We start from the raw sequence: 16,605 nt of genomic DNA on the forward strand, positions 1-16,605 counted from the left end.
GTTCGCCACTGGGCGTCGGTCGTGCACTCCTGTGAAGACCACCGTAACACCGATTATCCTGTTCCCGATGCGTTGCAGCGCCTCGAAACAGAACGACTACGTGCCGAGATGCTGGTTTCCGAGCGCCGGGTCTGCTTCGAGACGGGTCAGCCCGTTCCAGCACAGGTTGACGAGGTGCGCTGCGACAACTTCCTTCGACGGCGTCCGTTCGTCCAGCCACCAGGTCGCCGTCGTGGCGACCATCCCTACCAGGGCCTGCGCGTACAGAGGCGCGAGTTCCGGATTGAGTCCTCTCCGGGAGAAGTCGCCGGCGAGCAACTGGCCGACCTGGCGCATCGCCTCGTTGAGGAGACTCGAGTAGGTGCCTTCCTCCGCGGCGACCGGCGAGTCACGCACGAGGATGCGGAACCCGTCGGTGCGCTCCTCGATATAGGTGAGGAGCGCGAGGGCAGCACGCTCGACCCGCACTCGTGAGCGGTTCCGGGTCAGGCTCTCGGTCACCATCGACATCAGCACCGTCATCTCGCGGTCCACCACCACCGCGTAGAGCCCTTCCTTACCTCCGAAGTGCTCGTACACGACAGGCTTGGACACCTGGGCCCGCTGCGCGATCTCTTCGATCGACGCGCCGTCGTAACCACGTTCGGCGAACAACGCGCGTCCGATCTCGATGAGTTGCTCGCGCCGCTGCGTTCCGGTCATCCGGATCCGGGGCGCGCGCTCGGTGCTTTTCCGACTGGCCTGCTCCGTACGGTCCTGCGACGATCGTGACACGGTTCGTCCTTTCCGACGCACCACGTCGGGGCATCACTCGGGGTCGGTCGCCGCCCAGACTATCGACAACGAGCAGATCACCCCCCACGTTCGACGCCGCGCGCCTCCCGTGCGAGGATCAGGGACGCATGCCCGGAGTGCGCCGCGCGCCGGGGGTGTGGCAGTCCGCCGTGGTGTAATCGGCAGCACCTCTGATTTTGGTTCAGATAGTTCAGGTTCGAGTCCTGGCGGCGGAGCGGGGACCGTTTTCGGGGAGCCGTCGCGCTCCCGTGCGCACGCGGCAATTCCGTGCGTATGCAGACCTTGTCGAGGGAGCTACATGCAGGTGCAGACCGCGATCATTGTCCTGGCAGCCGGAGCAGGAACCCGGATGCGGTCGAAGACCCCGAAGGTTCTGCACAGTCTCGGCGGGCGCTCGATGCTCGCTCATTCCCTTCGGGCGGCGAGCGCACTGGAGCCCGGACACCTCGTCACCGTGATCGGGCACGAACGCGACCGGGTCGGCGCCGCGGTGGCCGAGTTCGCCGAGGACACGGGTCACGAGGTGCGCATCGCGGTGCAGGAAGAGCAGCGCGGAACCGGCCATGCCGTCGCATGCGGACTCGCCGAACTGCCCTCCGACTTCGCCGGAACAGTGCTGGTCACCGCCGCCGACGTACCTCTGCTCTCGCCCGAGACGCTGCGCGAGTTGCTCGAGACGCACACGGAACCGGATTCCGCCGCGGTCACGGTCCTCACGACTACGGTGCCCGACCCCACCGGCTACGGACGCATCGTGCGGACCACCGACGGTGACGTCGCGGCGATCGTCGAAGAGAAAGACGCCACCCTCCGCCAGCGGGCCATCGTCGAGGTGAACACCGGCGTGTACGCGTTCGACGCGGCCCGTCTGCGGTCGGCGCTCGGCAGTATCGACACCGACAACGCCCAGGGCGAGCTGTACCTCACCGACGTCGTCGAGATCGCACACCGCGAGGGTCTCGCGGTCCGCGGACTGCACACCGAGGACTCGGTCCAGGTCGCCGGAGTGAACGACCGGGTCCAGCTCGCAGCGCTGACCGCCGAGCTGAACCGCCGGGTGCTGACGCAGTGGATGCGCGACGGCGTGACCGTCGTCGATCCGGCGTCCACCTGGGTCGACATCGACGTCGTACTCGGCACGGATGTCACCCTCCATCCCGGTGTCCAGCTGCACGGCCGCACCGTGGTCGCCGAGGACGCGGTCATCGGACCGGACACGACACTGACCGACGTGCAGGTAGGTGCCGGCGCGTCTGTCATTCGTACCCACGGGACCGGCTCGGTGATCGGCGCCGGGGCGACCGTGGGACCGTTCACCTACCTGCGTCCGGGCACCGAACTGGGCGCGAACGGCAAGCTCGGCGCATTCGTCGAGACGAAGAACGCCCAGATCGGTTCCCATTCCAAGGTGCCGCACCTGACGTACGTCGGGGATGCGGAGATCGGCGAGCACTCCAACATCGGCGCGTCGAGTGTGTTCGTCAACTACGACGGCGTCGAGAAGTACCGCACCGTGGTCGGATCCCATGTACGGACCGGCTCGGACACCATGTTCGTGGCCCCGGTGACGGTGGGTGACGGTGCCTACACCGGTGCCGGAACGGTGCTCCGTCGCGACGTCCCACCGGGGGCGCTGGCGGTGTCGGGCGCGCCACAGCGCAATATTGACGGGTGGGTCCAGCGAAACCGCGCCGGAACCGCCGCTGCCGAGGCAGCATCGAGAGCACAGCAGCAGCACGACCACGATCGGCAAAAGGACGGCCAGGACCAGTGACCAATTGGATCGACAACCAGAAGAACTTGATGCTCTTCGCCGGCCGGGCGCATCCCGAGCTGGCCGAGCAGGTCGCCAAGGAACTGGGTGTACCTCTCACCCCGCAGACGGCACGTGACTTCGCCAACGGCGAGATCTTCGTCCGGTTCGACGAGTCGGTGCGAGGCTCCGACGCGTTCGTGCTCCAGAGCCACCCGTTCCCGCTCAACCAGTGGGTCATGGAACAGCTCATCATGATCGACGCCCTCAAGCGCGGTTCCGCGAAGCGCATCACCGCGATCCTGCCCTTCTACCCGTACGCGCGGCAGGACAAGAAGCACCGCGGACGTGAGCCCATCTCGGCTCGCCTGATCGCGGATCTGCTCAAGACCGCGGGTGCGGACCGCATCATTACCGTCGACCTGCACACCGACCAGATCCAGGGCTTCTTCGACGGCCCCGTCGATCACATGCATGCGCAGGGTCAGCTGGCGGAGTACATCCGCGGCAAGTACGGCGTCGACAACATCGCGGTCGTCTCCCCCGACTCCGGTCGTGTCCGGGTCGCCGAGAAGTGGGCCGACACCCTCGGCGGCGCACCGCTCGCGTTCATCCACAAGACCCGCGACCCGCTCGTCCCGAACCAGGTCAAGTCGAACCGTGTGGTCGGTGACGTGGAGGGTCGTACCTGCATCCTGATCGACGACATGATCGACACCGGTGGCACCATCGCCGGAGCGGTTCGCGTCCTCAAGGAGGCCGGTGCCGGCGACGTCATCATCGCCGCGACCCACGGTGTGCTCTCCGACCCGGCCGCCGAGCGCCTCGCGGCGTGCGGTGCCAAGGAAGTCATCGTCACCAACACGCTGCCCATCCCGCCGGAGAAGCAGTTCGACTCGCTGACCGTGCTGACGATCGCGCCGCTGCTGGCACAGACCATCCGCGAGGTGTTCGAGAACGGTTCGGTGACTTCGCTGTTCAACGGCGTCGCCTAGAAACTGCACCACGAGGTGGTGACTCCCGGGCCGCACGGACCGAAAGGCGCTCCTCGATGTTCACCGGTTTCCCGACCGCGGCTCTCGACTTCTACGAGGATCTCGAGGCCGACAACAGCAAACCGTTCTGGGCCGCGCACAAGGCCGTCTACGACGACTGCGTGCGCGGCCCGATGCTTGCTCTGCTCGCCGATCTCGAGCAGGAATTCGGGCCGGGCAAGGTGTTCCGGCCGTACCGGGACGTCCGGTTCAGCAACGACAAGACCCCGTACAAGACCCATCAGGGTGGCTTCGTCGCGACCGGTCCGGGTGTCGGCTACTACGTCCAGATCGACGCGGCGGGCCTGACGGTGGCCGGTGGGTTCTATTCGGGGACGCCCGCACAGGTCGCGGCGTACCGCGCAGCCGTCGACGACGAACGACGTGGAACCGAACTCGGCAAGATTCTCCGGCGACTGCGGCGCGGCGGGTACGAGATCGGTGGTTCGACGTTGAAGACGCGACCGCGCGGTGTCGACCCCGATCATCCGCGTCTCGACCTGCTGCGGCACCGGTCACTGAACGCCGGTCGCAGCGACGTCTCTCCTCCGTGGATCGACAGCACGCGCACCCTCGACGAGGTCCGCAACTCCTGGCGCGCGTTCCGGCCGTTGGTGGAGTGGCTGACCTCGGCGACCGCTTCGTGACCTGCAGACCACCCGGTATGGAATTGCAGTGTGCCGCAATGGTTTGCCTCTAAACCTGGAGCGTGATGATCTTCGTCACTTCCGGTCGGCTCCGTCGCAGGTCACGCCGGACCGGGGTGCCGCACCGGTGGGGCCCTGACCTAAAGTTGCTCCTCGTGATCGACGCGCAGACTCTCGAGGCCCCCACCGAAAACGCGACAATCCGAACCTCGCGACGGTGGTCTCCCGGGGCGTGCGTCTGGTGTGGCGGCACCGATTCGGTCGAGGAATACCGCAACGAACCCCGATGCGCGACTTGCCGACACCACGAAGCGGTGATCGAGGAAGCCCGTCGTTTCATGGGCATGTACGGTCTGCGTCCTATCGGAGGAACGCTCCAGTCGGATGACGACGAGGAATACGAGCATCGCGTCGGTGCCCGCGATTCCCGTCGCGTACTCAACGAGATCCGGCTCGAACACCAGCCCGATCCCGAGCTTGTCAGGAAGGCGCTGCGCCCACGTGCGGCCGCCGTCGTCGCCGAGGGCAAGCCTGCCACCAAGCGCGCCTCCGCTTCCTCGTCGTCCTCTTCCACCGCCGGCAGCGCCCGTCCCTCGTCGTCGTCGGCGAAGGCCCCGGCACCGGTGAAAAGCGGTGCGGTCGATATCGACGAGATTCAGACTCGCGCTCTCGCGTTGCTCGACCAGCTCACGTCGATCGACGCGCAACTCGCGCGCGTCGCCGAGCAGAGCGGTCTCGCCGCCCGAGCACGTCGCAGTGATCTCGAGAAGCAGAAGGCCACCGTCCTGCGCACTCTCGCCGCGCTGGAGAAGGCTCGCCTGAGCGCGACGTCGAAGTAACCCGAGTGCGGACAGGAAGCCACCCGCCCGTCTGCGCGTTACCCTTCGACCGATGAATTCTGTCCTCGGTCTCGTCACCGGCCTGGTCGTTCTCGTGGTCGGGGCCGAGGTGCTGGTGCGCGGTGGTTCGCGACTCGCAGCCCGGCTCGGCATCACTCCGATCGTGATCGGGGTGACTGTCGTGGCCCTCGGCACGAGCGCACCCGAACTGGCGGTGGGAATCGAATCCGCCGCAACGGGAAACGCGGGTCTCGCGCTCGGCACCATCGTCGGCACCAACATCGTCAACCTGCTGCTGATCTTGGGACTCAGTGCGCTCGTCCGCACGATCCACCTGGGCACACAGACGCTCCGCATCGACCTTCCTGCCATCACCGCGGCCGCGCTCCTGTTGTGGGCGACGTCCGCGGACGGCCTGATCTCACCGCTCGAAGGTGCCGGTCTCATCGCGTTCGGACTGCTGTATACCGTTCTCGTGATCCGCGCCGGCCGAGCCGAAGCCGCCGCCGTCCGTCTGGAATACGCCGACGAGTTCTCCCCCGACCCCGTCCCCTGGCGACTCGGCGCGACCCTCACCGAGGTGGCGATGCTGCTCGGCGGGATCGCTATCGTCGTACTCGGTGCGGACATCCTCGTCGACGCCGCGGTCGCGTCCGCGCAGGCCCTCGGCGTCTCGGACACGGTGATCGGGTTGACCGTCGTCGCGATCGGTACGTCCGCACCGGAACTGGTGACCACGATCGTGTCCACGATTCGCAACGAGCGCGACATCGCGATCGGCAACCTGCTCGGTTCCAGCGTCTACAACATCGTGTTCATCCTGGGCGCGACCGTGCTGGCGACCCCCGGGGGGGTGACGGTGCCCGACGAGATCGTCCGAGTCGACCTGCCGCTGATGGCTGCGGTCGCATTTCTGTGCATCCCTGCGTTTCTCACGGGCCGGCGGCTGTCGCGCGCCGAGGGTGCGCTGTTCATCGCGACCTACGGCGTCTATCTCACGTTCCTGCTCACGACCCGCACGTGACCGGTCACGTCAGCGCGAGGTCGGCGAGTTCCGCTACCAACGGCGCCAGACGACTGCAGTCGGTGCCGGCACTGGACACGGCGACCGTCGGTACGGTGCGCCCGCCCGTGCGCGCGGCCACCCGGTCGGTGTCGACGGCGTCCTCCACCGGTGTGGCTGCCGTGCACAGGTCGCCGTCGCGCCGGAGGACGATGCTGCGGCCCGCCACGGATGTCCCCTCGCGGTCCGGGCCCGCAACCGGTGCCCCCTCGGGTTCGAGCCCGAACCGCACGCTCCAGGTCTGGGCACCACCGCCGGGCAACAGCACCGAGTAGTCGCAGCGGTACGGGTCGGCGTCCACCGACCACTGGATGAGATTCTCGGGTGCGAACAATCCGACGACCTCGCACGGGTCGGCAGCGGCGAGACGGATCCTTCCCGGACCTCTCGTGGGGCGGGCCGGGAGTGCCCGGAGTCCGTCGACGGCAACATCGTGTGTCTCGTCGGCCGCCTCGCACGCGGTGCCGGTCTCCGGAACGACACCGGGCCGGAAGTGCTCGACCACGTGCACCGCCGCGGTCCGCACCGGCGGATCACCGTCGACGAAGGCGGTGACGGGCAGGTCGAGCGCGAACCACCGGGTGCACTCGGCGGTGGAGTCACCGACAACTCGAAGACGCTCGATCTCGGCGCCGCCGAATCGGACGGCCCGATCCTCCTCACCACGGGGCGGCGCCGACAGATCCAGAGTGATCGACAGATCGCGTTGCCGGTCCCCCGGCCGGCGCACGACGGCGGTGCACGTATCGAAACCTTTCTCCGGCCCGAACCTGCGTAGTTCGCCGTATTTCCCGACAACCGCTTCGGGCATCAGCGCACACGGGTCCAGGCGACGGAGGCGCTCGGCGAGTTCGAGCGCCACCTTGTCCGCGGCGGAGACCGGCTGGCTGTAGGTGTTGGGTTCGATGCGATCCGGCTCGCGGGGAGGTGGCACCGGAGAGGTACCGGCAACCACGGTCGCGCACGCCGCGAGCACGAAACACAGCACGGACGCGACGGTGACGGCAACCGCCGTCGTCGCTCTCCGACGATGCACCTCACCCTGCACACCGGCCCCCGAACCCCGAACGAATGGTCCGCGGATCATCCCACGACATCTCCTACCGGCGCCCCGCAACGGCGACCTGCACGAGACGGGGCATGGGAGACGTGCCCGCGCGCTGGTTGTCTCACACCGTTTCCCGGCCTGCCGCTCGGGTACTCGGTGAGTCCTCCGATCCGTTCCTACGAGGAGTGCGCATGAAGTTCGGGTACAAACTCGCCGCCGAAGCCTTCGGTCCCGCCGAACTGGTACGGCAAGCAGTCGCCGCGGAAGCCGCGGGCTTCGATTTCGTCGAGATCAGCGACCACTACCATCCGTGGCTCGACGTGCAGGGGCATTCGCCGTTCGCCTGGTCGGTGCTCGGCGCGATCGCAGCACGCACCGACACCGTCGGGCTCGCCACCGGCGTGACGTGCCCGACCATCCGGTACCACCCGGCGATCATCGCGCAGGCCGCCGCGACGGTCTCCCTGTTGTCCGACGGCCGGTTCAGTCTCGGCGTGGGTTCGGGTGAACGTCTCAACGAGCATGTCGTGGGCCTGGAGTACCCGTCCATCCGGCATCGTCAGGTGATGTTCCGGGAGTCGCTGGAGATCATCCGGCTGCTGTGGTCGGGCGGCTATCACAGCTACGACGGTGAGTACCTCCAGCTCGACGAGGCACGCGTCTTCGACCTCCCGGAGGTGTTGCCCGACATCGTCGTCGCCGCGGGCGGACCCGACGCTGCACGCCTGGCCGCCGAGTACGGGGACGGGCTCTTCACGACCGAACCGTCGTCCGAGCTGGTCGAGACGTATCGGAGCGCCGGCGGAACCGGGCCACGCTACGCGGAGATGTCGGTGGCGTGGGCACCGAATGCGGACGACGCCGCGGATGCGGCGCTGCGCACCAACCGGTGGGGTGTCACAGGATGGAAGGTGATGAGCGAACTTCCCAATCCGGTCAACTTCGCCGCGGCGACCGAGACGGTGCGTCGCGAAGACATGCTCGAGAACTTCGTATGCGGCAGTGAGCCCGAGGCCTACCTCGACCTCGCACGCACTCACGCCGACGCCGGCTACGACCATCTCGTGTTCATGAATGCCGGACCCGACCCCGACGGCTTCCTCTCGTTTTTCCGCACCGAACTCCTCGAATCGCTGCGCGCCCTCCCGGCATCCGGCTGATCGTCACGATTCACCGGGTCTTCACCACATCCGACCAGGTAGTCTTTTATCGATCAGGCCTGTCGGGGGTCTCGTTCGCAGCCTCGGCATCCAGCTGGGCAATCGTCGAAGGAGCTTGCGTGAGTATCCCCGCCGCCGGTCGCGTCGGCGTACCACAGTGGCGTGGTCTCACCTGTGCTCTCGCACGACCCCGGTTGTTCGCCGCACTGGACCGCGGTTCACCTCTGACGGTGCTCGATGCGCCTCCCGGTTTCGGCAAGCGCACCCTCGTCGCATCCTGGCTGCACGGTGGCGGCGCCGAGGGCCGGACGGTGGTGTGGGTCCCTCCCGACCACGCGAACCCTGGGCACCACGCGACATGGACGGCTGTCTTCGAGACTCTGCGGGCACACGGCGACGATGCGTTCCCGCACGCCTCCGGTCCGGACGAGCCGGGAGCCGACCCGTTCACCAAGGTCGTGCACGCGTTCCGGTCGTGTGAGGGGCCGGCTCTCCTGGTCCTTGCCGGCGTCTTCGATCCCGCGACCACGCTGCCCTGCGTCTACGAACTGCTGAACCGGTGTCCCTCCCTCGACGTCATCGTGTGTTCGCCGGGGACCACGGACACCGACCTCTCCGGCGCCACCGAGCAGGGGATCGACTGCACCTACATTCCCACCGAGCAGATGGCGTTCACGCCGGCCGAGACGGCGACGTTGTTCCACACGGCGGGTGTGCCGCGGACCGACGCCGAGTGCCATGCCCTCAACCGCGCGTTGGGCGGCGTCCCCGCACATCTCGCCGCGTCCGTCACCCTCGTCCGCTCCGCACCCGGGCGACTGGTCGACCCCGACGGCTCACCGGACCCGCGTCTTGCCCACATGGTGAAGCGCTACGCCGCGGCGCGTCTCTCCGAATTGGACGACGAGTCACGCGCTTTCGCGCTGACGATCGCGGCAGCGCGCAGCACCGACGCGACGACCGCCGTCGAACTCACCCGGCATCCGGATCCCACGACGGTGCTGAACCTCATGACGATGCGGGGGCTGCTCGTCCCGTCCCGGCCCAGCGGTGTCTGGCGGTGGACCGAGGCGGTCCGCTCCGCGGTCCTCGAGATTTCTCGCGCTTCACGACCGGGACACGTCGACGCACTGCTGGTGGAGTTGGCCAGGCGGCATCGAGGCGACGAGAATCCGGTCGATGCCGCTGTCTACGCCGTCGAAGCCGAGGATTGGGAGATGGCGAAGGAGATCGTCTTCTCGTCATGGGTCACCATGGTGGACAAGCACTTCGGTTCACTCGTGAGAATCCTGCGCCGCCTTCCGGTGAAGACACTCGACGAATACCCGTCGATCCTCGCGGGACGAGCGCTGTTCAGTCAGATGCTCGACGAGCACGCCATCTTGCACACGGCGCTACCGTCCGACCCTGCCGATCTCCGTGAACTCGGCAGGACGAAGGACGCTCCCCATGCGTTGTTCGTCGGGACGGTGCAGACGCTGGCGCTACGGGTGGGGGGCCGGGTCGACGATGCAGCAACGCGGACACTGAACCTCGAGCCGCTGGTCGAGTCCATCCTCGAGCATCAGCCCGACTCGATCGCAGCGCACCTTCCCGTACTTCGCCTGCAGTGGGCCATCACGCTTCAGCTCGCGGGAATGCTGGACCGGTCGACCACCGCATTCCGCCGCGCCTACCGGGGCGCGCACGCGTCGGGAATCACCTTTGCGGTCCAGAACGCGGCGGGCAGTTCGGCACTGAACTGGGCAGTGACGGGCGATAACCCGCGTGCTCGCGAATGGCTCGATATCGAGCAGCGCGCCGAACCCACCGAGGGGCACTGGGGGCCGGTAGTCCGCATGGGCGGCCGGGCAGCGACGGTATTGCTCCATCTCGACTCGCTCGATCTGGAGGCCGCGACCCACGCGCTCGATGTGCTCGGGACCCCCGGTGAGTCCGAAGAACTGTGGGCTTTCGTCGCGTACTGCCGGGCGTACCACTCTCTCGCCGGGGGCAATCCGTACGACGGACTGACCGGTGTGCACCAGCTGATCACGTCGCATCGCGACCGCCACAGGTCCGGCTCATTCTCCCGGGTGCTCCTCGGCGCGGCGGAAGTGGATCTGCAACTGGCTCTGGGTAACGGCAACCTCGCCCTCGCGCGCGCCGGAGAGGACTCCGCGGGCCACCCCGTGCTGATCGTCCCGTGCGCGCGGGCGGAACTTCTGACCGGCCATCCCGATGCAGCGCTGACGAAACTCCGCCACGTGCCGTGGCCGGAATGCGGTTTTCCTCGCGCACATCTCGAAGCACTGCTCATCGCAGCGGCGTGCCACCTCCACCTGGAGGATCATGCGGGCGCCGTGCGCGACTGGCAGCGCGCCTGCACTCTTGCACCGACTCTCCGGAACCGGCGCGCGTTCACCACGGTGCCGGCGCGCACCGTGGCCCGGTTGGAGGAGCTGAGCGGCATCGCGGTACCCGGAGGGCCGGTCGACGCGGTGTTTGCGGAAACGGTGCCGCGCGCGGAATTGTCGCCGCGCGAAACCGACGTCCTGGTCCTCCTCGCGCGCGGCTCGACGCACGCCGAGATCGCCAGGGAGTTGTTCGTCTCCGCCAATACGGTCAAGACCCAGCTGCGCACCGCCTACCGCAAGCTCGGGGCACACTCGCGCACCGAAGCTATCGGGCGCGCCCGCGAACTCCGGTTGCTGCCCCTCGACCGGGAGTCGTGACCGCGGAATCGGCTCCGGTCCGGTTTCCCTTCCCGGCGACCCGCATGTCGACTATCCACACCGCGGCGGTACACAGCGACAGGCCGACACCGAGCAGGAACACCGCCGTCCACCCGCCGAACGACCAGGCTGCGGCCCCCAGCGCCGATCCCGACGCCGCGCCGACGAAGTAGGTCGTCATGTACACCGAGTTGAGCCGCGAGCGCGCATCGGGATCGAGCGCGTAGACGATGTTCTGGTTGGTGATGTGCACCATGCTCACGGCAAGGTCGATCGTGACCATTCCGACCACGAACCACACCAGCGATACCGCACCCGCCGCAAGTGCCGCCCACGACATGACGAGCACCGCGATCCCGGCCGCGGTCGTCAGAGCGCCGAGGCCCCGGTCGACGAGCCGCCCGACCACGGAGGCTGCGACAGCGCCGACCACCCCGGCAAGTCCGACGAGACCGATCTCGAGTTCTCCGAGCCCGTGCTCCGGACCGGACAACAGGAACGCCATCGTCGAGAACATCGCGCTGATGGACGCGAAGCTGAGCCCACCCATCAGGGCACGGGTGCGCAGCCGTGGGTGCTCGAACACCAGCGTGCCGAGCGACCGCAGTGTCGCACCGTAGCCCTGGCGTGCCGTCGGCGTCGTCGCCGGCAGGACGCGCCACAGAGCGAGCGCGACGACCGCGGTGAGGACTGCGCCGATGCGGTACACGGTGGACCAGCCGCCGACTTCGGCGAGCATCCCTGCGACACTCCGCGCGAGCAGGATGCCCACCAGCAGGCCGCTCATCACGGTGCCCACCGCAGCGCCGCGTTTCTCGGGGGTCGCGAGGGTGGCCGCGAACGGCACGAGCACCTGCGCGGCGACGGAGAACAGCCCCGCCATGGCGGTCCCCACCATGAGCACACCGATGCCGGGTGCGAAACCGCTGATCCCCTGGCCGGCTGCGGCCGCGAGCATGAGCGTCACGGCGAGCCGCCGCTGGGGAAACACGTCCCCGAGCGGTACCAGGAAGATCAGCCCCAGTGCGTAGGCGACCTGCGCGACGGTGACCGTGGCGGCCGCTGCCGAGTGCGACGTGCCCAGCGCGGTCGCAATCGACTCGAGCAGAGGCTGGTTGAAGTAGTTGCCGCCTACGCACAACCCCGTCGCCACCGCCATGAGCAACAGCACGGGGGTGGTCAGCACGGGACGGGACTCCGAGGGCATACCCACCACAATCCCTCTCGCCGCGCGTGGCTGTCCAACCGATCAGCGGCGGGCGGCGCCCAGCACGACGAACCGGCCGTCGCGGTCGATCCATTCGCGGTGCACCACGAAGCCGGCGCGGTCGAGTTCCGCTCCGAGCCCGTCCAGCCGGAACTTCGCGGAGATCTCGGTGCGGATCTGCTCGCCCTTGTCCAGCGACACCTCGAGATCGAGTCCCGGCACCGACACCGTCATCGGCTCCGTCGCCTCGAGCCGCATCTCGATCCATTCGTTGTCCGGGTCCCACACGGCACGATGGACGAAGCGATCCGGGTCGAAATCGGCGCCCAGACGGTTGTTGAGCACTCGCAGTACGTTCCGGTCGAACTCCGCGGTGACTCCGGCAGCATCGTCGTAGGCCGGGATGAGCACCTCGGGATCCACCACCAGCCCCGCTCCGAGCAGAAGCCACTCGTCGCGGTCGAGGATCGACGCGAGTCCGGAGAGGAACGCGGCCCGTTCCTCGGGCACCAGGTTGCCGATCGTGCCCCCGAGGAAAGCCACCATCCGGCGTCCTCCCGAGGGAAGATGCTCGAGCGATTCGGTGAAGTCACCCACCACGCCGTGTACCGACAGCCGTGGGTACTCCACCGACAGCTGTGCCACCGCGGTGCGCAGAGCAGGCTCGGAGACGTCCTGGGGTACGTAGGTGTGGAGGTACGGTTCGAGCGCATCGAGCAGCACACGGGTCTTCTCCGAGGAGCCCGACCCCAGTTCGACGAGCATCTCCGGGCGCGCCGAGTCGGCGATCTCCCCCGCGAATTGCCGCAGCAAACCGAATTCGGTGCGGGTCGGGTAGTACTCGGGCAGCCGCGTGATCTCTTCGAAGAGTGTGCTGCCGCGCGCGTCGTACAGCCACGTGGGCGAGAGATATTTCGGGGTCGACGTCAACCCTCGGTAGGCATCGGCGCGGAGCTTCTCGTCGAACTGTTCGGGTTCGAGATAGACGTCGACTGTCATGGAGCCTTGACCTCCAGTGGGGAGACGATAAGTTTTCCGGGTATCGCATGGACGAGATGCCGGTCGGGCACCGGCTGCCAGCGCAGGTCGTCGTCGTACGGTTCCGAGGCGACGATGGCGACGTCTTCGTCCACAAGGGTCCACAACGAGTGGTACCACGCCGTCGCCCACATCTCGGACCCGTTGCACAACAACAGGTTCAGCCGGGATTCGGGAGCGGCACCGATGATGTCGCGCACCAGGGACATCAGAGCGATGTCGGGTGTCCCGGACCGAAGCCGGTGGCGCAACAACATCCACAGGGCCGCGGAGTCGGTCGGCGCGTCGAGTTGCAGCAAGTCTTCGACGGGCAGCGTGGACGCGAGAGAGGCGAGGGATCCGGGCCATCCTCGGACCACCCCGTTGAGGCTGAACCCCCAGCGCGCTTCACCGAACGGCGCCGCCGCGGACCGTTCCACCGGCATACCCTCGGTGGCCGATCGCAGCGCGACCATCAAGGCACTGCCGCGTATGCCCGACAGCCCCTCTCCCACAAAGGGATCGGACCAGATCGGTGAGGCCGACCGGTACCGGCCGAAAGTTCCGTCGTCACGCCACCAGCCCACTCCGAAACCGTCGGCGTTGATGGTGCCGCCCCCACGCATGTCGCGGGGCGCGAACGACTGGCGAATCAAGGAGTGCGGGCCGCGATGGACCAGCTCGGCAGCTCCCGTGGCCGGTCCGAGATAGCCCAGGTGCCTACACATCCGGCTCCCCGGCACCGGCCGGGTCGTATGCGAGGCGGAAACCCGCGAAGATCTGGCGTCGGACCGGAAGATCCCAGTTGCGGAAGGTTCCCCGGCACGCGACCGAGTCGGTTCCGAACGAACCGCCGCGCAGTACCCGGTAGTCGTTCCCGAAGAACACTTCCGAGTACTCCCGGTACGGGAACGCCCGGAAGCCCGGGTACGGCTCGAACGGTGAGGAGGTCCACTCCCACACGTCCCCGATGAGCTGGTGGACGCCGAGCGGTGACGCCCCCGCCGGATATGCCCCCACCACGGCCGGGCCGAGGTGACACTGTCCGAGGTTCGCATGCTGGGGGCCGGGCTCCTCGTCGCCCCACGGGTACGCGCGGCTGCGACCCGTGGCGGGATCCCACCGCGCTGCCTTCTCCCACTCGAACTCGGTCGGCAGGCGGCCACCCGCCCAGCGGCCGAACGCCTCGGCTTCGTAGAAGCACACGTGCACCACCGGTTCGTCCGGGTGCAGTTCCACGATCCGTCCGAACGACCGCCGTGCACGCCGGCCCGCAGGATCGTGGGTCCAGAACCGGGGCGCCTCGAGCTCGGCGTCACAGCGGTGTCTCCATCCCGGCTCGGACCAGAATTCGGGTCGCCGGTACCCGCCGTCCTCGACGAATTCGAGGTAACGCCGGTTCGACACCGGCACGGTGTCGATCGAGAACGCGGGCACGTGGACGCGCTGCGCGGGCTGTTCGTTGTCCAGCGCCCACGGATCGCTCGACGTCCCGATCTCGACCTCGCCGGCGGGCACGAGCACCCGGCTCTGCTCCGGCGGCGTTCCCCGCCGAGGCGCCTCCGGGGCGTCGAGCAGCGGTGGCCCCTCGCGCAACTGATGCGTGGCGAGCATCGTCTCGCCGTGTTGCTGCTCGTGCTGCGCGACCATGGCGAAAACGAACCCGTCACGCGTGAGTTCGGAATCGAAACTCCCCTGGTTCAGGGCATCCCAGCTGGCGGCACGGACCTCGTCGACGTAACGACGCGCCTCGTCCGGGCCGAGCAGCGGCAACTCGGGCCGTGTCGCGCGGGGATGCAGGAACGCGTCGTACAGGTCGTCGATGCCGCTTCGTAGCGGCGGCCGGCCCCCGACCTTCCGCACGAGCCACTGCTCTTCCTGGTTGGCGATGTGCACGAGATCCCAGACCAGCGGGCTCATCAACGGCGAGTGCTGCGCGGTGAGCTCGGAGTCGGGGAGATCGGTCAGCGATCTCGTCCGAGCGCGCGCACGCTCCAGGTGCTGACGGAGCCGGGTACGCGCGGCCGTCACCGCCCGGTCACCTCCGGTGCACGTCCCCGCAGACATCGGGCAGCGGCGGCGTCGAGAGCACTGGTGAAACGCATGTCGCGCGAGGATTCCGCGGCGAGCGAGAGCAATCCTGCTGCGGCGGCGCGCAATTCGACCGCCCCGAGCCCGACTCGTGCCGCCTCGCTCCACATCTCCCGAACCGGAGCTGCGACCGCAGTGGCTTCCTGCGTCACCGCCGGTGTACTGAGCAGCGCCTCGATGGCGGCCACCGGTACCTGCCACAGGTCACCGGGCTGGGCATCGATGTATCGCACCTCGAGGTGTCCGCGTGGCCGCACCGGAGGGAACAGCGTCGTCATGTGGTAATCGAGATCGCCGACGGTGGGGCGGCGGCCGATCTCGGCATCGAGACTCCCGTCGAGCCAGTCGGCGAACGTGGCGCCCGGTGGAGCATGCCACTCCGGTTCGCCGGAACGCACGCACGTCAACGGCGCATCGATCACCCATGCCGGATAGCCGGCCGGGTCGGGCACATCGGTGAGTTCGGGGTCGAGCGCCAGCCACGCGCGCATCCGTTGCGACACCCACTCACCGTCCGGAGCGCCCCGCATGCTCGGCGAGCACGCGAACGCGGCGATCATCGCCGGGCCCATGGCATGCAGCAGCTTCCAGCGGCGGTCGATCTCGTCGTCGTTCTCGCCGGCATCGACACTGACCTGCACAGCGGCGGTGTTGTTCATCATGAGCCGGCCCATCGGCCCGATCCGGTCGTAGCGCATTTCCATCGCCCCGTACCGGGGAGTGTGGAGCAGCCGCTGAGGGGGCCGGATCGCGTCGGAGGCGCCGTCGAGCATCGTCACCGAACGACGCGCGAGCAGCGCGCGGAGCATCCTCGCGTCGGCGCTGAGCCGATCGCATACCTGACGCGCGGAGGTGCAGGGCGCACTCGACAGTTCCACCTGACCACCGGGCTCGAGGCTCACCACACTGCCCGACGGCAGCGGTCTCTCCGACGACGGCGGCAGGACCGTCCGGGGCGCATGTGAGCCGAGCGCATCGACGAGCGAGGACAGTTGCGGGCGCGCGGCCGTGATGTCGGCACGCGCCGTGAGCCACTCGAGTTCGACGCCGATCAGGCGTGGTGGACCGGCACGGAAGCTCACGTCCCGGACGTGCTTTTCGGCAGCTCCGCGTGTCCCGAGTCCCGCCCGAGCGTGCGATACCGGAAAATTGATCGACATCACCACTCGATTCACCCCCCACGGCTGCCTGACAAGGTCTGCGAACGAGACTAACGCGCGTGGGCACGCAACGCGGG

At 68.1% G+C, this 16,605-nt stretch carries 14 protein-coding genes and 1 tRNA gene; 8 read left to right on the top strand and 7 right to left on the bottom strand.

Annotated elements, in window-relative coordinates; translation table 11 throughout:
• Positions 1-96: 96 nt before the first annotated feature.
• On the bottom strand, positions 97-702 hold the full coding sequence (locus HF886_RS13180) for a TetR/AcrR family transcriptional regulator (RefSeq protein ID WP_169652526.1): 606 nt from the start codon (positions 700-702) through the stop codon (positions 97-99).
• Positions 703-938: 236 nt separating this feature from the next.
• On the opposite strand from HF886_RS13180, the gene HF886_RS13185 reads away from it, so the two are divergent.
• From HF886_RS13185 to HF886_RS13210, 6 genes are all read left to right on the top strand, one after another.
• Positions 939-1,010, top strand: a tRNA-Gln gene (locus HF886_RS13185).
• Positions 1,011-1,093: 83 nt separating this feature from the next.
• Positions 1,094-2,569, top strand: coding sequence for a bifunctional UDP-N-acetylglucosamine diphosphorylase/glucosamine-1-phosphate N-acetyltransferase GlmU (gene glmU / locus HF886_RS13190; protein ID WP_169652527.1), 1,476 nt, complete (start codon positions 1,094-1,096; stop codon positions 2,567-2,569).
• The gene (locus HF886_RS13195) at positions 2,566-3,543 is read left to right on the top strand and encodes a ribose-phosphate diphosphokinase (protein ID WP_169621511.1); all 978 of its coding nucleotides are present in this window, start codon (positions 2,566-2,568) and stop codon (positions 3,541-3,543) included. The genes glmU and HF886_RS13195 overlap by 4 nt, the downstream gene beginning before the upstream one ends.
• 56 nt (positions 3,544-3,599) lie before the next feature.
• The gene (locus HF886_RS13200) at positions 3,600-4,229 is read left to right on the top strand and encodes a DUF2461 domain-containing protein (RefSeq protein WP_169621510.1); all 630 of its coding nucleotides are present in this window, start codon (positions 3,600-3,602) and stop codon (positions 4,227-4,229) included.
• A gap of 155 nt (positions 4,230-4,384) precedes the next feature.
• Positions 4,385-5,068, top strand: coding sequence for a hypothetical protein (locus HF886_RS13205; RefSeq protein WP_169621509.1), 684 nt, complete (start codon positions 4,385-4,387; stop codon positions 5,066-5,068).
• 52 nt (positions 5,069-5,120) lie between these two features.
• Positions 5,121-6,092 (top strand): calcium/sodium antiporter, encoded by a 972-nt coding sequence (locus HF886_RS13210; RefSeq protein WP_169621508.1) that lies wholly within the window; start codon positions 5,121-5,123, stop codon positions 6,090-6,092.
• A gap of 4 nt (positions 6,093-6,096) precedes the next feature.
• On the opposite strand, the gene HF886_RS13215 is transcribed toward HF886_RS13210, so the two are convergent.
• Positions 6,097-7,218 (bottom strand): hypothetical protein, encoded by a 1,122-nt coding sequence (locus HF886_RS13215; RefSeq protein ID WP_169621507.1) that lies wholly within the window; start codon positions 7,216-7,218, stop codon positions 6,097-6,099.
• A 152-nt stretch (positions 7,219-7,370) separates the two neighbouring features.
• Here HF886_RS13215 and HF886_RS13220 point away from each other — a divergent pair, with 152 nt between their 5' ends.
• Positions 7,371-8,339 (top strand): TIGR03557 family F420-dependent LLM class oxidoreductase, encoded by a 969-nt coding sequence (locus HF886_RS13220; protein WP_169621506.1) that lies wholly within the window; start codon positions 7,371-7,373, stop codon positions 8,337-8,339.
• A gap of 119 nt (positions 8,340-8,458) precedes the next feature.
• Positions 8,459-11,053: a LuxR C-terminal-related transcriptional regulator gene (locus HF886_RS21400; protein WP_169652528.1), complete on the top strand. Its 2,595-nt coding sequence runs from the start codon at positions 8,459-8,461 to the stop codon at positions 11,051-11,053.
• Here the strand turns inward: HF886_RS21400 and HF886_RS13230 are convergent.
• The 5 genes from HF886_RS13230 to egtA are packed head-to-tail and all read right to left on the bottom strand — an operon-like array spanning position 11,001 to position 16,528.
• Complete coding sequence (locus HF886_RS13230; RefSeq protein ID WP_169652529.1) at positions 11,001-12,260, bottom strand: MFS transporter; 1,260 nt, start codon at positions 12,258-12,260, stop codon at positions 11,001-11,003. The two genes, HF886_RS21400 and HF886_RS13230, sit on opposite strands and share 53 nt — an antisense overlap.
• 42 nt (positions 12,261-12,302) lie before the next feature.
• Positions 12,303-13,259 (bottom strand): L-histidine N(alpha)-methyltransferase, encoded by a 957-nt coding sequence (gene egtD, locus HF886_RS13235; protein WP_169621503.1) that lies wholly within the window; start codon positions 13,257-13,259, stop codon positions 12,303-12,305.
• Positions 13,256-14,005, bottom strand: coding sequence for an ergothioneine biosynthesis protein EgtC (gene egtC / locus HF886_RS13240; RefSeq protein ID WP_169652530.1), 750 nt, complete (start codon positions 14,003-14,005; stop codon positions 13,256-13,258). Before egtC ends, egtD begins: the two co-directional genes overlap by 4 nt.
• Positions 13,998-15,308, bottom strand: a complete 1,311-nt coding sequence (gene egtB, locus HF886_RS13245; protein WP_346765364.1) for an ergothioneine biosynthesis protein EgtB — start codon at positions 15,306-15,308, stop codon at positions 13,998-14,000. The genes egtC and egtB overlap by 8 nt, the downstream gene beginning before the upstream one ends.
• The gene (gene egtA, locus HF886_RS13250; protein ID WP_169621500.1) at positions 15,305-16,528 is read right to left on the bottom strand and encodes an ergothioneine biosynthesis glutamate--cysteine ligase EgtA; all 1,224 of its coding nucleotides are present in this window, start codon (positions 16,526-16,528) and stop codon (positions 15,305-15,307) included. Before egtA ends, egtB begins: the two co-directional genes overlap by 4 nt.
• Positions 16,529-16,605 lie beyond the last annotated feature (77 nt).

The organism is Rhodococcus sp. 105337, assembly GCF_012844225.1.
Classification (GTDB): domain Bacteria; phylum Actinomycetota; class Actinomycetes; order Mycobacteriales; family Mycobacteriaceae; genus Rhodococcus.

Coding starts and splice junctions, on each gene's coding strand:
- HF886_RS13215 (WP_169621507.1), bottom strand. CDS start 7,218: ATGATCCGCGGACCATTCGTTCGGGGTTCGGGGGCCGGTGTGCAGGGT.
- HF886_RS13220 (WP_169621506.1), top strand. CDS start 7,371: ATGAAGTTCGGGTACAAACTCGCCGCCGAAGCCTTCGGTCCCGCCGAA.
- HF886_RS13180 (WP_169652526.1), bottom strand. CDS start 702: ATGACCGGAACGCAGCGGCGCGAGCAACTCATCGAGATCGGACGCGCG.
- egtC (WP_169652530.1), bottom strand. CDS start 14,005: ATGTGTAGGCACCTGGGCTATCTCGGACCGGCCACGGGAGCTGCCGAG.
- HF886_RS13210 (WP_169621508.1), top strand. CDS start 5,121: ATGAATTCTGTCCTCGGTCTCGTCACCGGCCTGGTCGTTCTCGTGGTC.
- glmU (WP_169652527.1), top strand. CDS start 1,094: ATGCAGGTGCAGACCGCGATCATTGTCCTGGCAGCCGGAGCAGGAACC.
- egtD (WP_169621503.1), bottom strand. CDS start 13,259: ATGACAGTCGACGTCTATCTCGAACCCGAACAGTTCGACGAGAAGCTC.
- HF886_RS13200 (WP_169621510.1), top strand. CDS start 3,600: ATGTTCACCGGTTTCCCGACCGCGGCTCTCGACTTCTACGAGGATCTC.
- egtA (WP_169621500.1), bottom strand. CDS start 16,528: ATGTCGATCAATTTTCCGGTATCGCACGCTCGGGCGGGACTCGGGACA.
- HF886_RS13230 (WP_169652529.1), bottom strand. CDS start 12,260: ATGCCCTCGGAGTCCCGTCCCGTGCTGACCACCCCCGTGCTGTTGCTC.